This is a genomic window from Staphylococcus sp. GDB20D11A, assembly GCF_016893255.1.
GTDB classification, from domain to species: Bacteria; Bacillota; Bacilli; order Staphylococcales; family Staphylococcaceae; genus Staphylococcus; species Staphylococcus aureus.
The window spans coordinates 122,737-141,909 of sequence record NZ_JAFEPJ010000001.1; the positions used below are offsets into that span (position 1 = coordinate 122,737).

Sequence of the window (19,173 nt, forward strand, 5' to 3'; positions counted from 1 at the left end):
CATTGTTGGTTCTCGTTGCATTGCAGAGATGTAGATATCACGGTTTAATCCGATGCTGTATTCTGATTAACGCAATGTTAGTTAGCTGCAGTATTGATATAATCTGAGGTGCTACATTGTTCTTTTATTGGCTATTGTGATGTTGTTGCATTGTAAGTATTGCAGTATTGATTCGTATAAGGTCATTGCGTTGGTGGTTCACCGCGGCATGTGAATTTAACGATGAACATACTGAACTCAAAGAGCAATATGAGTGGCAATGTGAGTAATATATTTAATGTTATGTCTGGTGGTGCAATGATACTCGCCAGCACAAAGCAAGCAAAATAAATATATTTACGATAATGTTTCAAAGAATATGTATCTATAAGACCGAATTTTGCAAGACCCATAAATAATATTGGTAATTGAAATAGAATGCCAAATGTAAATAACCAACGTATGAGTTCAATCAAATATGCTTTAAAGCCAATGACAGGCGAAATGTTTAAAGTTAATGATAATTTTAACGCGAATTGAATGATCATTGGAAAGCCAACATAAAATGCAAAAGCGACGCCAGCACAGAATAATAACACGCTGAAAAAACTATATTTATAAATAAATTGACGTTCATTATTATGTAATCCAGGCGCAATGAATGCCCACAATTGATAAAACATGACTGGTGAAATGAAACAAAACGCGATGAAAAATATAATCATCACGTATATTTGGATCATTTCTGTGAATGAAAATGCATGTAAGGACACATGTGCACGGGTAATATACGTTATGAATGGTGTCATCCACCAAAATGATGAAACATATACGACGATGACCGTAATGCCGAACGACAATAAAATTTTTACTAACCGTTGGCGTAGTTCGCTAAAGTGAACCATTAATGTATCATCAGTACTATTGCTCTCGCTGTTGCTTCGATTCCTTACTGGGTGTATCGTGAGACTCTTTATCTAAATCTTCTGTTGCAGATTTAAATTCTTTTAAAGTAGAACCGATAGCACGACCAAATTGTGGTAATTTTTTCGGACCAAAAATAATTAAAGCGATAATGCTAATGACGACAAGACTTGTTGGGCCTGTGATGCCTAAAATAAAAGTGTTAGTTATCATGATAATCAACCTCACTCATAAGTAGTATATAGTATTTACTTTATACCGAACGATAATGATTATCAACAATATTTTATATAATAATTAAAATATTGCTATAAACACATTTTACTGAGGTATTAATTCTGAAATGATAGCTTGTTCTTTCAAGTCGATATAAGTACAAGTACCAGCTTGAATATCGATATGCCATTTATAAATACCAGCTTCAGCCATTTCATCACAAAATGTTTCGAAATCTGTTTGTCCTTGTTGATGTCTAGTTAATACATCTTGAACGATAGATTGATTTGAACTTGGAGCGACAGGATGATTACTTTTTACAGATGAAGTAACAATATCATCTTCTGATTGATGTACGTATGTTGCAGTGCCATCTTGAATATTAACAATATTGTACGTCATACCCATATCCTTAAATGCTTTGAATAGTTTTGGAAAATCGACACCAGTATATTGTTGATGTGCTTGTTGGATTTCAGATAATGTAAATGCCATAATAGTCTCCTTTGAATGGTTTGATTTAGTGAAAATGCGTGCATCATACTAAAATTAGAATGCTGTTAATTATGCAGGAAGGTGTAACGAATGTAAACAATTATGACTTGTAGGCGTTGAGGTGTTTGTTTCAAAATGTCATACATAGGTGGACATTTATATTTTTTTGTGTCTTTTTGACAAATATAGTTGTCAAAAAGACAAATATCATTTACAGTAGGATTAAGGAGTTGATGCGATGTGCGTAATCGATTGAAAGAGTTACGAGCACGAGATGGCTTAAATCAAACGCAGCTTGCCAAACTAGCTGGTGTTTCAAGACAAACCATTTCTCTAATTGAGCGAAACAATTTTATGCCATCAGTATTAACGGCAATAAAGATTGCTCGTATCTTCAATGAAACGGTGGAAACTATTTTTATTATTGAGGAGGATGAGGCATGAAAATACTAAGATATATCGGATATCTTTTACTGGGTGGACTTGTAGGAGGTATCATAGGTGGAATTTTAGGTAACTTTGATGGATTGGGTATTGAGAACTTGACGTTTGCGACATATAACAATGTCGTTGTAATATCGATTGTTGCGACTATTATTATCATATTGGTAGAAGCCATTGTTTTGATGAATCAAAAACGTGCATTGAAGTATAAGCGACTTGTAGATGAAGAGGTAGATATCGATGCAACAGATCAATATGAGTTGCTTGCGAATCGTTATGTTTTAAATGGAAGTATATTAAGTATTCTGCAGACAGTTATTGCTTTTTTAGTATTGCTTATTTTTGTGGTAGGGCATGCTGAAGCAGATGCAATACTATTCTTTTTAATACCATTTTTTGCTAGTGCTATTTTCAATACACAATTTACGCTGTTTAATAGAAGATTTGATGATAGAATGCCAAAAATTGCAGATAAGAATTACACTGAAAAGCGATTGGAAATATTGGATGAAGGTGAACGCCATATAGAATTAATTGCATTATTTAAAACATATGCGATCAACTTATCCATATTGATACTAGCCATTATTTTTATAGGGTCTTATTCAATTGCTACAGGAATTAATCAAAGCTTTAGTTTGCTACTTATCATTGCTATTTTCATATATAACGCCTTTAGTTATTTATTGAAGAGAAGACGTTTTTATTAAAATTAAACAAAGAGGAGCATGGATATGACAACATTGTTAAACGTAGATCGTGTGAACAAACAATACAAAGATTCGGAATTTAAATTACAAGATGCATCTTTAACGATTGCTACTAATGAGACAGTAGGATTAATCGGGAAAAATGGCTCAGGTAAATCGACATTAATTAATATTCTAGTAGGTAATCGACATAAAGATAACGGTAGTATCACATTTTTTGGGGAAGAGCATGCTGCGGGTGATGTCGAATATAAAGAACACATAGGTGTTGTGTTTGATGATTTGAGAGTACCTAATAAATTGACTATTAAAGATATAGATAAAGTATTTCAATCTATTTATACGACTTGGAATAGTCAAAAATTCTTTGATTTAATCAAATATTTCGAGTTGCCACTACAAACTAAAATTAAAACTTTTTCAAGAGGGATGCGAATGAAGATAGCTTTGACGATTGCGCTTTCTCATGATGTGAAGCTATTGATCTTAGATGAAGCAACTGCGGGTATGGATGTTTCTGGACGAGAAGAAGTAATGGAACTATTAGAAGATTTTGTCGCGCAAGGTGGAGGCATCTTAATATCATCGCATATTTCTGAAGATATAGAACAATTAGCGGATAAATTAGTGTTTATGAAAGATGGACGAATGATTTTAACTGAACAGAAAGATATACTTTTAGCACAATATGGAATTGTTACGACAGAAGATAAAGATGTTGAAATTCCTAAGCATTTAATTATAGCTTCTAGATTGTCAAAGGGGAAATATCAAATTTTAGTTAAAGATTATGCAGAAATTGAAAATGCAGAACCTTTAAAACACATTGATGACGCTACGAAAATCATAATGCGAGGTGAAGTATAATGAAAGGTATGTTCCTAAGTAGTTTTTATGCAACGAGAAAGCAAACATATATTTATTTTATAGTCGCTATCATAGCTGCGGGATACTTTGCAGTGTTTAATCCGTTGATGAGTTCGGCAATGGCTGGGGTTATGTTAATCACACCTATTACTGATAATATTAAACATGAAAAAGACTCAAGATGGATGTATTATGTATCTACTTTACCGGTTAAACGTAGTGATTATATTAAGTCATACTTTGCCTTTTATTTAATCTTATTCGGTGCAAGTTTAATGATTGGATTAGTTGTGACTACGATCGTGACCCAAAGTGTGATGATTGGTATTATGTCAGGTTTAATGAGTTTTGGTATCATAGGGGCATACTCTATCATTTTCCCATTGACATTTAAATTTGGCGCTGAAAACTCTAATGTCATTATGATATTTGCATCTATACTACTACTTTTTTCTTTCGTGGTCTTTTTCTTTATATATGGTATGGTTAGTGGTGCATCTGCATTAGAATTTGAAAAAATTAGCACTGAAGGATGGCTAGTTGTCATAGCATATGCGGTCATTGGTATAGTTATAACGAGCGTTTCTTATATATTGTCTATTAAAATTTTTAACAAACAAGAACTATAATCAATATTCTTGGTGTGAAGCTAGTCATTGAAATAATATTTAGGGAGTGGGACAGAAATGATATTTTCGCAAAATTTATTTCGTCGTCCCACCCCGGCAAGGTTGACTAGAATTGAAAAAAGCTTGTTACAAGCGCATTTTCGTTCAGTCAACTACTGCCAATATAACTTTGTAGAGCATTGAACATTGATTTATGTCTCAGGCTCTTTTTGGTGTTGTGGAATGAAATGCGGGATGATAGGTTGAGGTGACATCTCTATATCATATCATTTGTTTTTAGAAGATTAGGTTGTGTGGGAATTGTATCCTTTTATAGTGAGGATTAACGTGTATATATTATTGAGTATGTTGCTGAAATTTATTTGTGTGTATCAATTGATGATGGTATATGCCAATGATTTCCTTGGAAATATAAAAACTCGATCATGTATCATAACTGATGATTGTCTCAAAAGTATACTGTGAAGCACAATATTTTTGGATGCAGTTCAAATACATTGATCGAGATTAATGTTATCTATTCATCACTTTGACGTAGACGTTGATTTTTAAAATAGATGAGCATGATGCAGAAAGTCGCAACGGATACCGAGATAATCATTACTTGGTCATGCCCTTTAAAGATAAGGCTGATGATATATGATACTACAAGTATGCCTAGTGAAGAAGAAATATATTTTGCGTTTGTCAGTTCATTATGGAAATAAGGCGTGATTAACCATAATCCAATATAGAATATTAAAACACTGATATACATCATATTAATTTCAAACAAGTCATTTAGTTTATTGTTATTACTAAAAACAATTGCGGCATTAATCACACCTAAAGCGATATTGATTAATAAATGCGTATACGATAAACGAAAACCGATAGATGACAATTTATGATTGATGTAATTTTCAGTAATGATCCAATAAACACCGAAAAGACTAATTAAAATCATAAATTGGAATATATAAATGTAACTAAAATGATCAATGCTAAATGATGACGAAGCTAAACCAACCAGTACCTCGCCAAAGATAATAATTGTTAGTAACGAAAAACGTTCTACTAAATGCATCATATTAACAGGTGATAATACAAGATATTTCTGAAATGGAATAAGTCCTGTCGCTGCAATGAATACGCCTAAAAATCCAGGGATGTAATGGATACTTTGTGGTAGTACTAATGATAGAAATGATAAAAATGAAATCACAAAGGCTACGGTCGCAAAAGCTTGACATGTACGCTTATCGCCATAATCTAATCCTGTACGTATATGTAATAAATACTGTAATCCGATACTTAAATACATAATTGCCACGCATAAGAAGAATGGGAAGAATGTCTTTTCAAAGTCCGGATATAGGCTGTTAGATAGGAAGACCATGATAAACATATTAAACATCATAAACGAGACGTCTTTGAATGTAACTTGACCAAATCGATTTGTAAAAAATGTTTGATGAGACCACATTAACCATAAGAACAAACTCATGACGATGTATTTGAAAAATAAATCAGCTGAAATGGAACCATTTTGTGTTGTTAAAATCACATGTGCAATTTTTTGAATGGCATAGACGAAAATTAAATCAAAGAACAACTCATGGAATCCTGCACGCTTTTCAGCTAAATGTTTTGGTGTTAATGCATTAACCATAAAATTTTAACTCCTTTAATATGTGTAATTAATTTACTAAGTATACTATTTATTTTTTCTAGTGAATAGGGGCAGATTTGGCGATGAAGTGGAAGGAGAGGTGACTGCAAGGTAATTGCGGAATTAACAATCATCAGCGATTTAATATTTGACTAGAGACGTCATGGTTTGAAAAAGTAGATGGTGAAATTGATGGTGAAACAAGCTGTGAATAGCGATGCAATGATAGATAGTATTTAATTAGAGTCATTACGCGAAATGATTAATGATAATTTGTGGTAAATCAAAGCATAATTTTGTACTATAGATGAGGATGATAGAGCATATTTAAGAGTGTGAAATGTTAAAGTGAAACCGTTTACGTTCCCGATTGCCCAAACAAATTACATCATTGTATAATATGATTTGTTAAATGCATAACAAGAATGAAAATGTAACATACGTAGCAATTGGTTTCATAAATTGGATGTTAGTGGCGTATTGGTTCATTAGACGTATTAGTAATAAAATTGTATATATCATAAGGAGATGAATATGACATGACGAGAGTCGTATTAGCAGCAGCATACAGGACACCTATTGGCGTTTTTGGAGGTGCGTTTAAAGACGTGCCAGCCTATGATTTAGGTGCGACTTTAATAGAACATATTATTAAAGAGACGGGTTTGAATCCAAGTGAGATTAATGAAGTCATCATCGGTAACGTACTACAAGCAGGACAAGGACAAAATCCAGCACGAATTGCTGCTATGAAAGGTGGCTTACCAGAGACAGTACCTGCATTTACAGTGAATAAAGTATGTGGTTCTGGGTTAAAGTCGATTCAATTAGCATATCAATCTATTGTGACTGATGAAAATGACATCGTGCTAGCTGGCGGTATGGAGAATATGTCTCAATCACCAATGCTTGTCAACAACAGTCGCTTTGGTTTTAAAATGGGACATCAATCAATGGTTGATAGCATGGTATATGATGGTTTAACAGATGTATTTAATCAATATCATATGGGTATTACTGCTGAAAATTTAGTAGAGCAATATGGTATTTCAAGAGAAGAACAAGATACATTTGCTGTAAACTCACAACAAAAAGCAGTACGTGCACAACAAAATGGTGAATTTGATAGTGAAATAGTTCCAGTATCGATTCCGCAACGTAAAGGTGAACCAATCGTTGTCACTAAGGATGAAGGTGTACGTAAAAATGTATCAGTTGAAAAATTAAGTCGCTTAAGATCAGCTTTCAAAAAAGACGGTACAGTTACAGCAGGTAATGCATCAGGAATCAATGATGGTGCTGCGATGATGTTAGTCATGTCAGAAGACAAAGCTAAAGAATTAAATATCGAACCATTGGCAGTGCTTGATGGCTTTGGAAGTCATGGTGTAGATCCTTCTATTATGGGTATTGCACCAGTTGGCGCTGTTGAAAAGGCTTTGAAACGTAGTAAAAAAGAATTAAGCGATATTGATGTATTTGAATTAAATGAAGCATTTGCAGCACAATCATTAGCTGTAGATCGCGAATTAAAATTACCTCCTGAAAAGGTGAATGCTAAAGGTGGTGCCATTGCATTAGGACACCCTATTGGTGCATCTGGTGCTAGAGTATTAGTGACATTATTGCATCAACTGAATGATGAAGTCGAAACTGGTTTAACATCATTGTGTATTGGTGGCGGTCAAGCTATCGCTGCAGTTGTATCAAAGTATAAATAATAAGAAAACAGGTTATCACAACAGTATTAATTACATGTTGGCATAACCTGTTTTTATTTGTTTATGGATTTATTGGGTAATATTAGTCATTTGATGGTTTAATTGCAAATGCTCTAACAGGGAACCCAGGTGCATCTTTTGGTTTAGGGCTGATAGCGTAAATGATGGCGCCACGAGTTGGTAATTGATCTAAATTAGTTAATAACTCGACTTGGTATTTATCCTGACCAAGAATATAACGTTCGCCAACTAAATCACCATTTTTTACAACGTCCACAGATGCATCGGTATCGAATGTTTCATGACCAACAGCTTCAACACGGCGTTCTTCAATTAAGTACTTCAAAGCATCTAATCCCCAACCCGGTGCATGTTGTTGTCCGTTCGAATCTTTGTTTTCAAACGTTTCAATATTAGGCCAACGTTTTGACCAATCGGTACGAAGTGCAACAAAAGTGCCAGGTTCAATAGTACCATGCTCTTTTTCCCATGCTTCTATATGCGCACGTGTTACGATGAAATCATTGTTGTTCGCTACTTCTGTTGAAAAGTCTAATACAATTAACGGCAATACCAATTCTTTTAAATCAATGTCTTCTAAATAACGTTTGTTCTCGACAAAGTGGATTGGTGCATCAATGTGAGTACCATATTGCGTTACAATATTCCAACGTTGCACATAGAAACCATGATCTTTAACCGTGAATAAAGTTGAAACTTCACCTTTTTCAAACTCACTAAAACGTGGTATTTCTGGATCAAATGTATGCGTTAAATCAACCCAAGTTGCTTGTTTTAAAGTATTTAATTGTTGCCATAAAGGATATTGTGTCATAAAATCACCCGTTTTTAGTTTATTATATGATAAATGCTGCGATTATTCTTGACGTTTAGCTTTAACAGCATTCACAAGTACAGTCAATGCATCTTTAACTTCTTCTTCTTTTCGCGTTTTCAATCCACAGTCAGGGTTTACCCAGAATAATGAGCGGTCGATTTGTTGTAGTGAACGATTGATTGCTGTAGTAATTTCTTCTTTTGTTGGAATACGTGGACTATGAATATCATATACACCTAGACCAATACCTAAATCATAATTAATATCTTCAAAGTCTTTAATTAAATCACCATGGCTACGAGATGTTTCAATTGAAATAACATCAGCATCTAAGTCATGAATAGCATGAATGATTTGACCGAATTGAGAATAACACATATGTGTATGGATTTGAGTTTCATCACGAACTGAAGACGTTGCAAGTTTAAATGATAAAACAGCATCTTTAAGATATTGTTCGTGATATTCAGAGCGTAATGGTAAGCCTTCACGTAATGCAGGTTCGTCAACTTGGATAACTTTGATTCCTGCAGCTTCAAGTGCTAATACTTCTTCGTTGATTGCTAAAGCAATTTGATCTTGAACAACTTTACGTGGTAAATCAACACGTTCAAATGACCAGTTTAGAATTGTTACAGGTCCAGTTAACATACCTTTAACTGGTTTATCTGTTAAGCTTTGTGCATAAACTGTTTCATCAACAGTTAAAGGCGCTGTCCATTTTACGTCACCATAAATGATTGGTGGTTTTACGGCACGTGAACCATATGATTGCACCCAACCGAATTTAGTTACTAAGAAACCTTGTAATTTTTCTCCGAAGAATTCAACCATGTCATTACGTTCAAATTCACCGTGAACTAATACATCTAAGCCGATGTCTTCTTGAATTTTAATCCATCGAGCAATTTCATTTTTTAAGAATGTTTCATATGCTTCGTCTGTAATGCGTTTGTTTTTCCAATCTGCACGGTATTTTCGAACTTCTCGGCTTTGTGGGAATGATCCAATAGTTGTTGTTGGTAAATCCGGTAAGTTCAAACGTTTTTGTTGTTGGTCAATACGTTGCGCGAATGGTGATTGTCTTGAAGTACGCACGCTTTCGAAATCATAATCTAAGTTTTTGAATGATTGATTTTGGAAACGCTCATAACGTGCTTTTAATTTATCATATTTAACACTATCGTTTTGATTAAATAGGCGACGCAATGCATCTAATTCGTCTAATTTTTCAGTTGCAAAGCTTAAGCCTTCGCCAACACTTGTATCTAATGTTTCATCATCTAAAGATACTGGAACATGTAATAATGAAGATGATGGTTGAATGACAAGCTCATTCGTGTGTGCTAACAATTTATCGATTAAGACTTTTTTAGATTCAATGTCACTTGCCCATACATTACGACCATCAATAATTCCAGCGTATAATGTTTTTGATTTATCAAAATCTCCTGCTTCAATTTGTTTAAGGTTATAGCCATTATCATGGACAAAGTCTAAACCTAAACCACCAACAGGTAAAGAACTTAAGAATTTAAGATGTGCACGTTCGAAGTATGTTTGAATGACTAATTTTTTAGCAACACCAGCTTTTTCGAAATAGTCATAAGCTTCACGTGTAATATTTTCATAGCTTTCACTGTCGTCTGTAACTAAGATTGGCTCATCAACTTGAATGTACTCAGCACCTGCATCAATTAATGATTCAAACACTTCTTTATAAAGTGGTAATAACGTTTTAACTTTTTCTTCAAAAGTTTGGTGACCGCCTTTTGATAATTTAACAAAAGTAATCGGACCAACAATGACAGGGTGAGCGTTAACGTTTAAAGATTGCGCGTATTTAAAGCGATCTAATAATACGTTGCGACTCACTTTAGGTTCAACATTGTCCCATTCAGGTACGATGTAGTGATAGTTAGTGTTAAACCATTTTATAAGTGCACTTGCAACATGGTCTTTATTACCGCGAGCAATATCAAATAATAAGTCATCATCGATAGTTCTACCTTGGAAACGTTCAGGGATGATATTGAATAATAATGACGTATCTAAAATATGGTCATATAAAGAGAAATCACCAACTGGGATGCTATCTAAGTGATAGTACTTTTGTAATAATAAATTTTCTTTATGTAGATCTGTTAATGTTTGATCTAATTCTTCTTTAGAAATCTTCTTTGCCCAATAACTTTCGATGGCTTTTTTCCATTCTCTTTTTCTACCTAATCTTGGGAATCCTAAGTTTGATGTTTTAATTGTTGTCATAATATTGCCTCCTTGTGAGCAGTAATAGATTTTGAGTATGCTGCAAGTTCTAATGAATCTTCGACATTTTGAAACGGTGTGATAATGTATAAACCATTAAAATATTCATGAACAGTATCGATTAAATCCTTTGAAAGCTTAAGACTTAGTTCTCGTGTTTTGGCTTTATCATCTTTAACTGCTTCAAATTGTTGTAAAATTTCATCTGACATCTTGATTCCTGGCACTTCATTATGCAAAAAGAGTGCGTTTTTGTAACTTGCGATAGGCATAATGCCTATGAAAAATGGTTTGTTCAAGTGCTTAGTGGCATGGTAAATTTCAATGATTTTCTCTTTGCTGTACACGGGTTGTGTTATAAAATAAGACATTCCGCTTTCTATCTTTTTCTCTAGTCGTTTTACGGCACCATCTAATTTACGAACATTAGGGTTAAAGGCGCCAGCGATGTTGAAGTGTGTACGTTTCTTCAGCGCATCACCGTCAGTGTTAATACCTTGATTAAATCTTAGAGCGAGTTCAGTTAATCCTTTAGAATTAACATCATAGACATTGGTTGCACCTGGTAAGTGACCAACTTTTGAAGGATCACCAGTTATGGCTAATATTTCGTTAACGCCAATGAGCGATAATCCAAGTAAATGGGACTGCAAGCCGATTAAGTTTCGGTCTCGACATGTAATATGTACGAGTGGTTCAATATTGTAATATTGTTTAATTAAGCTTGCAGCAGCAATGTTGCTAATTCTGACAGTTGCCAATGAATTATCTGCGAGTGTTACCGCATCTACATTAGCTTTATCAAGTTTAGCGATATTTTCAAAAAATCTATCCGTGTCTAAATGTTTCGGTGTATCCAATTCGATAATAACGGTTGGACGTTCTTGAACCTTAGATGTTAATGATTGTCTAACTTTATTTTGAGATGGATTGAAAAGTGCTTTCGTTGGTATCGGAATCACTTTTTTGTCATTAACAGGTTTAAGTGTCTGAATAGATTCTTTAATAAATTTGATGTGCTCAGGCGTTGTACCACAGCAACCACCAATTAAACGAATACCTTCGCGAATTAGATTTTGAGCAACTTGACCGAAATATTGTGCATTGTCACTATACTTAAATTCACTATTTTCAATATCTAATAAGCTGGCATTTGGATAACAAGATAAGTATGCGTGCTCTGGTAATTCAATATGTGTGAAAGACTCTTGCATATGGTGCGGGCCATGATGACAATTGAGTCCCACGATGTTTGCACCACATTGAACGAGTTGTTTTAATCCTTCATTGATTGCCTGACCATTAACTAAGTAATTTGTGTTTGAAGCGGTTAATTGAGCAATGATTGGAATGTCGTATTTCTTTCTCGTTCGTGAAATGACATTTGTTAGCTCTTCTAGGTCGTAATACGTTTCGAAAAGTAGCGCGTCAACGCCTTCTTCAATTAAGGTGTCTATTTGAATTTCAGTATGATAAAGAATAGTTTGTAAGCTGATATCCTCTTGTTTGATACCTCTAAACCCACCAACTGTGCCTAATATATACGTATCTTTAGTTGCTGCTTTTTTTGCGATGCGAACGGCGGCTTGATGTATTGCTTTAACTTTATCTTCGAGACCGAATCGTTTTAACTTTTCGAAATTTGCACCATAAGTATTGGTTTGAATGACATCAGCACCAGCTTCGATATATGAACGATGGATGCGTTCAACTTTATCTGGATGGCTAAGGTTATATGCTTCTGGGCAGGTGTCTAAACCTTCAGAGTATAAAATGGTTCCAATAGCGCCATCAGCTACTAAAACATTATCTTTCAATTGTGTGAGGAATTGACTCATTGAATGCCTCCTTTAATGCGTATTTGATGTCTGCAATGAGTTCATCAGGATCTTCGAGACCAACGCTTAATCGGAATAGACCGAAAGTGATACCACGTTCTTGTCTCACTTTTTCAGGTAGTGCAGCGTGAGACATTGTTGCTGGATGTGAAAGGATCGTTTCAACACCGCCCAGACTCACTGAAACGAGTGGTAATGTCAGTGCATCGACAAATTGTTGTGCTTTAGACTCATCAGCTAAACGAAAGCCAATAACGGCACCGCCATTTTTAGCTTGTTCTAAATGAGCAGCAGTGAGTCCCGGATAATAAACTTCTGAAATTTCATCTTGCTTTATTAAAAATGACACGATTTTTTGAGCGTTTTCGACAGATTGTTTAAATCTGATTGGAAATGTTTTTAAATGTTTAGCAAGCGTCCAGCTATCTTGAGCAGATAACATATTGCCTGTACCATTTTGTATTAAATAAAGAGCTTCACTAATTGCCTCATTATTAGTAATGACAGCACCAGCAATTAAATCGCTATGTCCACTTAAAAATTTTGTAGCACTATGAATGACAATATCAGCGCCAAGTAATAAAGGTGATTGACCTAACGGTGTCATAAATGTATTGTCCACAGCTACCAGTAGTTCATGCTTTTCGGCTATTTTAGAAACAGCTTTGATATCAGTAATTTTAAAACAGGGATTCGATGGTGTTTCGATATAAATTAATTTTGTGTTTGATTGAATGGCACCCTCGATTTGTTCGAGCTTGGTAGTATCTACGGTTGTAAATTCAATATTAAAACGATTCAAAATTTGCTCAGTGAGGCGAAAAGTACCGCCATATACATCATCGGGTAAGATGACATGATCACCAGATTTGAAAGTCAAAAGTACTGCTGAAATAGCAGCAATACCTGATGCAAAAGCAAAAGCGAATTTTCCCTGTTCTAATCGTGCTAGCTTCTCTTCTAAAAGTTCACGGTTAGGGTTCCCACTTCGTGCATAATCATATTTAACATCGCCACCAAGACTTGTTTGATGGAATGTTGAAGAATCATAGAGTGGTGGGTTAGCTGAATGATATTCCACACCTCTACGCCAATCGAATATCACTTCTGTCTCTTTTGAAAGTGTCATACAATCTCTCCAATCTGAGCTTTATCTAATGCTTGGATGATATCGCGTTCGATGTCTTCATAATTTTCAACGCCTAGTGATAAGCGGATTAAATACTCATCAATGCCACGTTTATCTTTTTCAGCATCTGGCATATCAACATGTGTTTGTGTGTAAGGGAAGGTCACTAATGTTTCAGTACCTCCTAAACTTTCTGCAAAAATACAAATGTCTAAATTTTCTAATAATTTAGCGACGCTATAGGCCTTGTTAAGTCTTAAACTAAGCATGCCAGTTTGCCCGCTATATAGTACTTCGTCAATTGCTTGAAGTGACTGACATTTTTTAGCAAGTTTTCTTGCGTTTGATTGCGCACGTTCAATGCGTAAATGCAAAGTTTTAAGTCCACGTAACAACAAATAACTATCCTATCTATTGGTGAAAGTGTTGCGCCAGTCATGTTGTGAAAATCAAACAACTGTTGCGCGAGTGATTCATCTTTGACGGTTACGACACCTGCTAGTACATCGTTATGTCCACCAATATATTTCGTAGCTGAATGTAAGACTATATCAGCACCTTCTGCTAATGGTGTTGAAAGATAAGGTGTTAAAAAAGTATTGTCGATAATTGACAATAAGCCTTTAGCTTTACAAAGTTGATAGTACGGTTTTACATCAATAGCAATCATTTGTGGGTTAGATATTGGTTCAATGAATAATGCTACTGTTTTATCAGTGATTTCTTTTTCAACTTGTTCATAATCTGTAAAATCAACGTACTTAAATTTTATATCGTATTGTTGCTCGTAAAATTCAAATAATCTAAATGTGCCGCCGTATAAATCGAATGAAACTAAAATTTCATCGTGTGGTTTAAATAAATTACATATTAATTGAATGGCGGACATTCCACTTGATGTAGCGAATGAAGCAACACCATGTTCGAGTTTGGCAAAACAGGTTTCAAATGTTGAACGTGTAGGATTTTTAGTACGTGTGTAATCAAATCCTGTCGATTGTCCTAGTTTTGGATGCTTGTAGGCAGTAGATAAATGGATTGGATTCGCTATAGCACCGGTTGAATCATCAGTTAATGTGATTTGGGCTAACTGTGTATCCTTCATATTAAGACCCTCCTGTAAGAAAAAATAAAAAGCTTCCGTCCTTCGTACCCGAATGAATCGGATAAAAAGGACGAAAGCTTATGTTTCGCGGTACCACCTTTATTTGTTATTCCATCGCTGAAATAACCTTATTCAGTACGCATTAAAAGTAAATATGCTTACTGAACAATTATCACAATTAAAGTCAGTAAGTAAGGATATAGTAATGTGATATCCCATACTTATTAACAAAAATCGTGCGTAAAGAATCCAGTACGCCATTTAACATCAATGTTAATACTGTATCGCTATAACGGGCGAACCCGTAGACACCTCATATTGGCATCAACACTCCAAGGCCATTTTCAAACACGCTTTCAAAATCTTCTCTCAGCTACTAAAGACTCTCTGTATAAGCAGGGTGTGTTTTACTTTCCTCTTTATTGTGTTTACGTTTCATTAAACTGTTATAAGATATTAATTAGCTTACAGAGTAAAAAAAGATTTGTCAACAATTATTCAGAAAATTTTGATTTAAAAGTTAATTTGTTTGTGAAATTGTAATTGGTATCTTGAAGTTGAAAAATGAATTATTTTTTAAATAAAGTGTGGTTAATGGTTGTCTGACTCATTTAGAATACATAAAATATATTTAACTGTTGTTATCAAATAAAAAGTGATGTGAGTGAATTGTCAAAAAGTGAAGATCAACGTATTACTAAAACAAAAGATGAACAAATTAAGCAAATAGATATATCGGATATCAAACCGAATCCGTATCAGCCCCGAAAAACTTTCGATGAAAATCATTTAAATGATTTGGCAGATTCAATTAAGCAATATGGTATTTTGCAACCAATTGTGCTTAGAAAAACAGTACAAGGCTATTACATTGTAGTTGGTGAAAGAAGGTTTAGAGCTTCGAAAATTGCTGGTCTAAAATACGTATCAGCGATTATCAAAGATTTAACAGATGAAGATATGATGGAACTGGCGGTCATCGAAAATTTACAAAGAGAAGACTTAAATGCGATTGAAGAAGCTGAAAGTTATCAACGTTTGATGACAGATTTGAAAATTACACAACAAGAAGTAGCGAAGCGATTGAGTAAGTCGCGCCCGTATATAGCGAATATGTTGAGGTTATTACATTTACCGAAAAAGATTGCTGACATGGTAAAAGATGGGCGACTGACAAGTGCACATGGACGAACGTTATTGGCAATTAAAGATGAACAACAAATGCTTAGGTTAGCGAAACGGGTTGTTAAAGAAAAGTGGAGTGTCAGATATTTAGAAAATCATGTTAATGAATTAAAAAATGTTTCGTCAAAGTCGGAAACAGACAAAGTAGATATAACTAAGCCTAAATTTATAAAGCAACAAGAACGACAGCTGCGAGAACAGTATGGCGCAAAAGTAGATATATCGATAAAAAAATCAGTCGGCAAAATCTCATTTGAGTTTGAATCACAAGATGACTTTGTGAGAATCATTGAACAATTAAATCGTAAGTATGGTAAATAGTTACACAATTTTATATAATATCACTTTGTGAATCTATAGATATATCGATAGTTATCTATATTCTTTGAAGATGATGCGACTTCAGTAGGTTGGAAGAATACAACAATATTAATAAAATTATTTGAGGCTATATAGAAAGGAGTAACGCTAATTATGGATCAAGTTATGAGTATTATTTCATCGCTATTCGAACCATTAACTAAAATTGAAACATATGAAAGTGTCGCTACTAAATTAGCGATGATAATTATATATATTATCGTTGCATTAATCGTAATTAAAATACTAGATAAAATGATTGCCCAAGGATTTAAAATACAAAACAAGAGTAAAAAGGGTAATAAAAAACGTTCCAAAACATTAATATCATTGGTGCAAAATGTTGTTAAATATATCGTGTGGTTTATAGTTATCACTACCATTTTAAGTAAATTTGGCATTAGTGTTGAAGGGGTAATTGCCAGTGCTGGTGTCGTAGGCTTAGCAGTAGGTTTTGGTGCTCAAACTATAGTTAAAGACGTAATTACAGGATTCTTTATTATATTTGAAAGCCAATTTGATGTAGGTGATTATGTTAAGATAAATAACGGTGGTACAACTGTAGCAGAGGGAACAGTTAAATCAATTGGACTCCGTTCAACACGCATTAATACAATATCTGGGGAACTTACAATCTTGCCAAATAGTAGTATGGGTGAAATAACGAATTACTCAATTACGAATGGAACAGCAATTGTTAAAATTCCAGTATCTGTAGATGAAAATATTGATAATGTTGAGAAGAAATTAAACAAATTATTTACATCTCTGCGTAGTAAATATTATTTATTTGTAAGTGATCCTGTTGTGATTGGTATTGATGCCTTTGAAGATACTAGAGTAATATTAAGGGTTTCAGCAGAAACTATACCAGGTGAAGGTTTCTCTGGTGCGCGTATTATTCGTAAAGAAGTACAAAAAATGTTTTTACAAGAAGGTATTAAGACACCACAACCAATAATGACACCTTTTAATCATAGTGAAAACGGTGTTTAGTAGTTTATAATACATGGAGGTCATATTTAATGGCGTCAAAATATGGAATAAATGATATAGTAGAAATGAAAAAACAACATGCGTGTGGAACCAATCGTTTTAAAATTATTAGAATGGGTGCTGACATTAGAATTAAGTGTGAAAATTGTCAACGAAGCATTATGATTCCACGTCAAACGTTTGATAAAAAACTAAAAAAAATCATCGTATCTCAGGATGATACACAAAGATAGGAGAATGATTCATGGCTTTAACAGCAGGTATCGTTGGCTTACCAAACGTTGGTAAATCAACATTATTTAATGCAATTACAAAGGCGGGTGCCTTGGCAGCAAACTATCCGTTTGCAACTATAGACCCAAACGTGGGTATTGTAGAAGTGCCAGATGCAAGACTACTTAAATTAGAAGAAATGGTTCAACCTAAAAAAACATTACCTACTACATTTGAATTTACAGATATTGCCGGAATTGTTAAAGGTGCTTCTAAAGGTGAAGGTTTAGGTAATAAATTCTTATCACATATTAGAGAAGTAGATGCAATTTGTCAGGTTGTTCGTGCTTTTGACGATGATAATGTAACACATGTAGCTGGTCGAGTTGATCCAATTGATGACATCGAAGTTATCAATATGGAATTAGTACTTGCAGACTTAGAATCAGTTGAAAAACGCTTACCTAGAATTGAAAAATTGGCACGTCAAAAAGATAAGACTGCTGAAATGGAAGTGCGTATTTTAACAACTATTAAAGAAGCTTTAGAAAATGGTAAACCCGCTCGTAGTATTGACTTTAATGAAGAAGATCAAAAATGGGTGAATCAAGCGCAATTACTGACGTCTAAAAAAATGCTTTATATCGCTAATGTTGGTGAAGATGAAATTGGTGATGATGATAATGATAAAGTAAAAGCGATTCGTGAATATGCAGCGCAAGAAGACTCTGAAGTGATTGTTATTAGTGCAAAAATTGAAGAAGAAATTGCTACATTAGATGATGAAGATAAAGAAATGTTCTTAGAAGATTTAGGTATCGAAGAACCAGGATTAGATCGATTAATTAGAACAACTTATGAATTATTAGGATTATCAACATATTTTACTGCTGGTGTGCAAGAAGTACGTGCTTGGACATTTAAACAAGGTATGACTGCACCTCAATGTGCTGGTATCATTCATACTGATTTTGAACGTGGATTTATCCGTGCCGAAGTAACAAGTTATGACGACTATGTACAATATGGTGGCGAAAGTGGCGCTAAAGAAGCGGGCAGACAACGATTAGAAGGTAAAGAATATATTATGCAAGATGGCGACATCGTTCATTTCAGATTTAATGTATAAACGATAGAGTGAAGTTAATTAAATAGAATATATGTAGAAGAGGCGGAATCAATTGTTCGCCTCTTTTAATTATGCTTATAATTTATTAAAAGAATGGAATAATTTTACTCGCGTTAATAATATCTTGAGTGCTGAAAAATTGTTTGCCTTCGCCAGTATAAGCAGGCTCTAAAACAAGATTAGCCTTTGCACAATAAAGCCATTCAGGATGAATGCCACTATTAAGTATCTCTTGGAATTCTTGAAAATCTTTAGACCAATCAATATTTAAATTCATTCCTTATCACCTCACAGCTATTATAGAACATGTGTTCGCTTTTGTGAAGTGTATTTTTAAAAATATCATAGAAAATTTCAAATGAATTAATGTCAAAAATGATATGAAGAGTAGTTTGAATTATTATTGTAAAAAGTAATGACGCATGATATAATTCTTTATTGTGAGTAATGAAAATTATTCCTTGCTTATCTGTTTT

The 19,173-nt window shown here is 34.1% G+C and carries 18 protein-coding genes, 1 pseudogene and 1 other annotated feature; of the genes and pseudogenes, 9 read left to right on the top strand and 10 right to left on the bottom strand.

All coding sequences use genetic code 11. The features are described 5' to 3' along the window. Positions 1–182: 182 nt before the first annotated feature. The 3 genes from tatC to JV528_RS00620 all read right to left on the bottom strand — a co-directional run bounded on the left by tatC (position 183) and on the right by JV528_RS00620 (position 1,614). A complete protein-coding gene (gene tatC, locus JV528_RS00610) occupies positions 183–884 on the bottom strand; it encodes a twin-arginine translocase subunit TatC (protein WP_014532563.1) in 702 nt (233 codons plus the stop codon). A gap of 16 nt (positions 885–900) precedes the next feature. Further along, positions 901–1,125, bottom strand: a complete 225-nt coding sequence (locus JV528_RS00615; RefSeq protein WP_001794540.1) for a twin-arginine translocase TatA/TatE family subunit — start codon at positions 1,123–1,125, stop codon at positions 901–903. Positions 1,126–1,224: 99 nt separating this feature from the next. Beyond that, positions 1,225–1,614: a DUF1398 domain-containing protein gene (locus JV528_RS00620; RefSeq protein WP_046597216.1), complete on the bottom strand. Its 390-nt coding sequence runs from the start codon at positions 1,612–1,614 to the stop codon at positions 1,225–1,227. A 240-nt stretch (positions 1,615–1,854) separates the two neighbouring features. On the opposite strand from JV528_RS00620, the gene JV528_RS00625 reads away from it, so the two are divergent. From JV528_RS00625 to JV528_RS00640, 4 genes are read left to right on the top strand one after another with little or no spacing between them, the layout of a single operon-like run. Then, entirely contained in the window at positions 1,855–2,058 is a 204-nt protein-coding gene (locus JV528_RS00625; RefSeq protein ID WP_001246007.1) for a helix-turn-helix transcriptional regulator, read from the top strand. Further along, positions 2,055–2,768: a DUF3169 family protein gene (locus JV528_RS00630; protein ID WP_000698759.1), complete on the top strand. Its 714-nt coding sequence runs from the start codon at positions 2,055–2,057 to the stop codon at positions 2,766–2,768. Before JV528_RS00625 ends, JV528_RS00630 begins: the two co-directional genes overlap by 4 nt. Positions 2,769–2,792: 24 nt before the next feature. After that, complete coding sequence (locus JV528_RS00635; protein WP_000209556.1) at positions 2,793–3,635, top strand: ABC transporter ATP-binding protein; 843 nt, start codon at positions 2,793–2,795, stop codon at positions 3,633–3,635. Continuing rightward, the gene (locus tag JV528_RS00640; RefSeq protein ID WP_000677720.1) at positions 3,635–4,264 is read left to right on the top strand and encodes an ABC-2 transporter permease; all 630 of its coding nucleotides are present in this window, start codon (positions 3,635–3,637) and stop codon (positions 4,262–4,264) included. The genes JV528_RS00635 and JV528_RS00640 overlap by 1 nt, the downstream gene beginning before the upstream one ends. A 517-nt stretch (positions 4,265–4,781) precedes the next feature. Here JV528_RS00640 and JV528_RS00645 read toward each other — a convergent pair. Then, positions 4,782–5,915, bottom strand: a complete 1,134-nt coding sequence (locus JV528_RS00645) for a low temperature requirement protein A (protein ID WP_000245691.1) — start codon at positions 5,913–5,915, stop codon at positions 4,782–4,784. A 539-nt stretch (positions 5,916–6,454) separates the two neighbouring features. Here JV528_RS00645 and JV528_RS00650 point away from each other — a divergent pair. Further along, entirely contained in the window at positions 6,455–7,636 is a 1,182-nt protein-coding gene (locus tag JV528_RS00650) for an acetyl-CoA C-acetyltransferase (RefSeq protein ID WP_204177122.1), read from the top strand. Positions 7,637–7,718: 82 nt separating this feature from the next. Here JV528_RS00650 and JV528_RS00655 read toward each other — a convergent pair whose 3' ends face one another. The 5 genes and pseudogenes from JV528_RS00655 to JV528_RS00675 all read right to left on the bottom strand — a co-directional run bounded on the left by JV528_RS00655 (position 7,719) and on the right by JV528_RS00675 (position 14,814). Further along, entirely contained in the window at positions 7,719–8,471 is a 753-nt protein-coding gene (locus JV528_RS00655) for a cyclase family protein (RefSeq protein WP_000195910.1), read from the bottom strand. Between the two features lie 42 nt (positions 8,472–8,513). Next, on the bottom strand, positions 8,514–10,742 hold the full coding sequence (gene metE / locus JV528_RS00660) for a 5-methyltetrahydropteroyltriglutamate--homocysteine S-methyltransferase (RefSeq protein ID WP_000207627.1): 2,229 nt from the start codon (positions 10,740–10,742) through the stop codon (positions 8,514–8,516). Beyond that, positions 10,739–12,580, bottom strand: coding sequence for a bifunctional homocysteine S-methyltransferase/methylenetetrahydrofolate reductase (locus tag JV528_RS00665; RefSeq protein ID WP_196931806.1), 1,842 nt, complete (start codon positions 12,578–12,580; stop codon positions 10,739–10,741). The genes metE and JV528_RS00665 overlap by 4 nt, the downstream gene beginning before the upstream one ends. Further along, positions 12,549–13,709 carry a cystathionine beta-lyase MetC gene (gene metC, locus JV528_RS00670; protein WP_000175850.1) on the bottom strand — a complete coding sequence of 387 codons (1,161 nt, stop codon included), beginning with the start codon at positions 13,707–13,709 and terminating at the stop codon, positions 12,549–12,551. Before metC ends, JV528_RS00665 begins: the two co-directional genes overlap by 32 nt. Continuing rightward, positions 13,706–14,814 (bottom strand): annotated as a pseudogene (locus JV528_RS00675) (PLP-dependent transferase). Before JV528_RS00675 ends, metC begins: the two are co-directional and overlap by 4 nt. A gap of 63 nt (positions 14,815–14,877) precedes the next feature. Further along, positions 14,878–15,246 (bottom strand) — a binding site (T-box leader). A gap of 228 nt (positions 15,247–15,474) precedes the next feature. On the opposite strand from JV528_RS00675, the gene JV528_RS00680 reads away from it, so the two are divergent. From JV528_RS00680 to ychF, 4 genes are all read left to right on the top strand, one after another. Then, positions 15,475–16,320, top strand: a complete 846-nt coding sequence (locus JV528_RS00680; RefSeq protein ID WP_001621659.1) for a ParB/RepB/Spo0J family partition protein — start codon at positions 15,475–15,477, stop codon at positions 16,318–16,320. A 153-nt stretch (positions 16,321–16,473) separates the two neighbouring features. Further along, positions 16,474–17,355 (top strand): mechanosensitive ion channel family protein, encoded by an 882-nt coding sequence (locus tag JV528_RS00685; RefSeq protein WP_000373075.1) that lies wholly within the window; start codon positions 16,474–16,476, stop codon positions 17,353–17,355. Between the two features lie 29 nt (positions 17,356–17,384). Further along, entirely contained in the window at positions 17,385–17,588 is a 204-nt protein-coding gene (locus JV528_RS00690) for a DUF951 domain-containing protein (RefSeq protein ID WP_000157348.1), read from the top strand. A gap of 11 nt (positions 17,589–17,599) precedes the next feature. Beyond that, positions 17,600–18,697, top strand: coding sequence for a redox-regulated ATPase YchF (gene ychF, locus JV528_RS00695; protein WP_001218732.1), 1,098 nt, complete (start codon positions 17,600–17,602; stop codon positions 18,695–18,697). Between the two features lie 85 nt (positions 18,698–18,782). Here ychF and JV528_RS00700 read toward each other — a convergent pair whose 3' ends face one another. Beyond that, a complete protein-coding gene (locus JV528_RS00700) occupies positions 18,783–18,974 on the bottom strand; it encodes a hypothetical protein (protein WP_001052483.1) in 192 nt (63 codons plus the stop codon). Between the last annotated feature and the right edge of the window lie 199 nt (positions 18,975–19,173).

What these genes read in the sequence shown, in the direction of transcription:
- tatC (WP_014532563.1), bottom strand. Translation starts at nt 884, where the DNA reads ATGGTTCACTTTAGCGAACTACGCCAACGGTTAGTAAAAATTTTATTG.
- JV528_RS00620 (WP_046597216.1), bottom strand. Translation starts at nt 1,614, where the DNA reads ATGGCATTTACATTATCTGAAATCCAACAAGCACATCAACAATATACT.
- JV528_RS00630 (WP_000698759.1), top strand. Translation starts at nt 2,055, where the DNA reads ATGAAAATACTAAGATATATCGGATATCTTTTACTGGGTGGACTTGTA.
- JV528_RS00635 (WP_000209556.1), top strand. Translation starts at nt 2,793, where the DNA reads ATGACAACATTGTTAAACGTAGATCGTGTGAACAAACAATACAAAGAT.
- JV528_RS00640 (WP_000677720.1), top strand. Translation starts at nt 3,635, where the DNA reads ATGAAAGGTATGTTCCTAAGTAGTTTTTATGCAACGAGAAAGCAAACA.
- JV528_RS00645 (WP_000245691.1), bottom strand. Translation starts at nt 5,915, where the DNA reads ATGGTTAATGCATTAACACCAAAACATTTAGCTGAAAAGCGTGCAGGA.
- JV528_RS00650 (WP_204177122.1), top strand. Translation starts at nt 6,455, where the DNA reads ATGACGAGAGTCGTATTAGCAGCAGCATACAGGACACCTATTGGCGTT.
- JV528_RS00655 (WP_000195910.1), bottom strand. Translation starts at nt 8,471, where the DNA reads ATGACACAATATCCTTTATGGCAACAATTAAATACTTTAAAACAAGCA.
- metE (WP_000207627.1), bottom strand. Translation starts at nt 10,742, where the DNA reads ATGACAACAATTAAAACATCAAACTTAGGATTCCCAAGATTAGGTAGA.
- JV528_RS00665 (WP_196931806.1), bottom strand. Translation starts at nt 12,580, where the DNA reads ATGAGTCAATTCCTCACACAATTGAAAGATAATGTTTTAGTAGCTGAT.
- metC (WP_000175850.1), bottom strand. Translation starts at nt 13,709, where the DNA reads ATGACACTTTCAAAAGAGACAGAAGTGATATTCGATTGGCGTAGAGGT.
- JV528_RS00685 (WP_000373075.1), top strand. Translation starts at nt 16,474, where the DNA reads ATGGATCAAGTTATGAGTATTATTTCATCGCTATTCGAACCATTAACT.
- JV528_RS00690 (WP_000157348.1), top strand. Translation starts at nt 17,385, where the DNA reads ATGGCGTCAAAATATGGAATAAATGATATAGTAGAAATGAAAAAACAA.
- ychF (WP_001218732.1), top strand. Translation starts at nt 17,600, where the DNA reads ATGGCTTTAACAGCAGGTATCGTTGGCTTACCAAACGTTGGTAAATCA.
- JV528_RS00700 (WP_001052483.1), bottom strand. Translation starts at nt 18,974, where the DNA reads ATGAATTTAAATATTGATTGGTCTAAAGATTTTCAAGAATTCCAAGAG.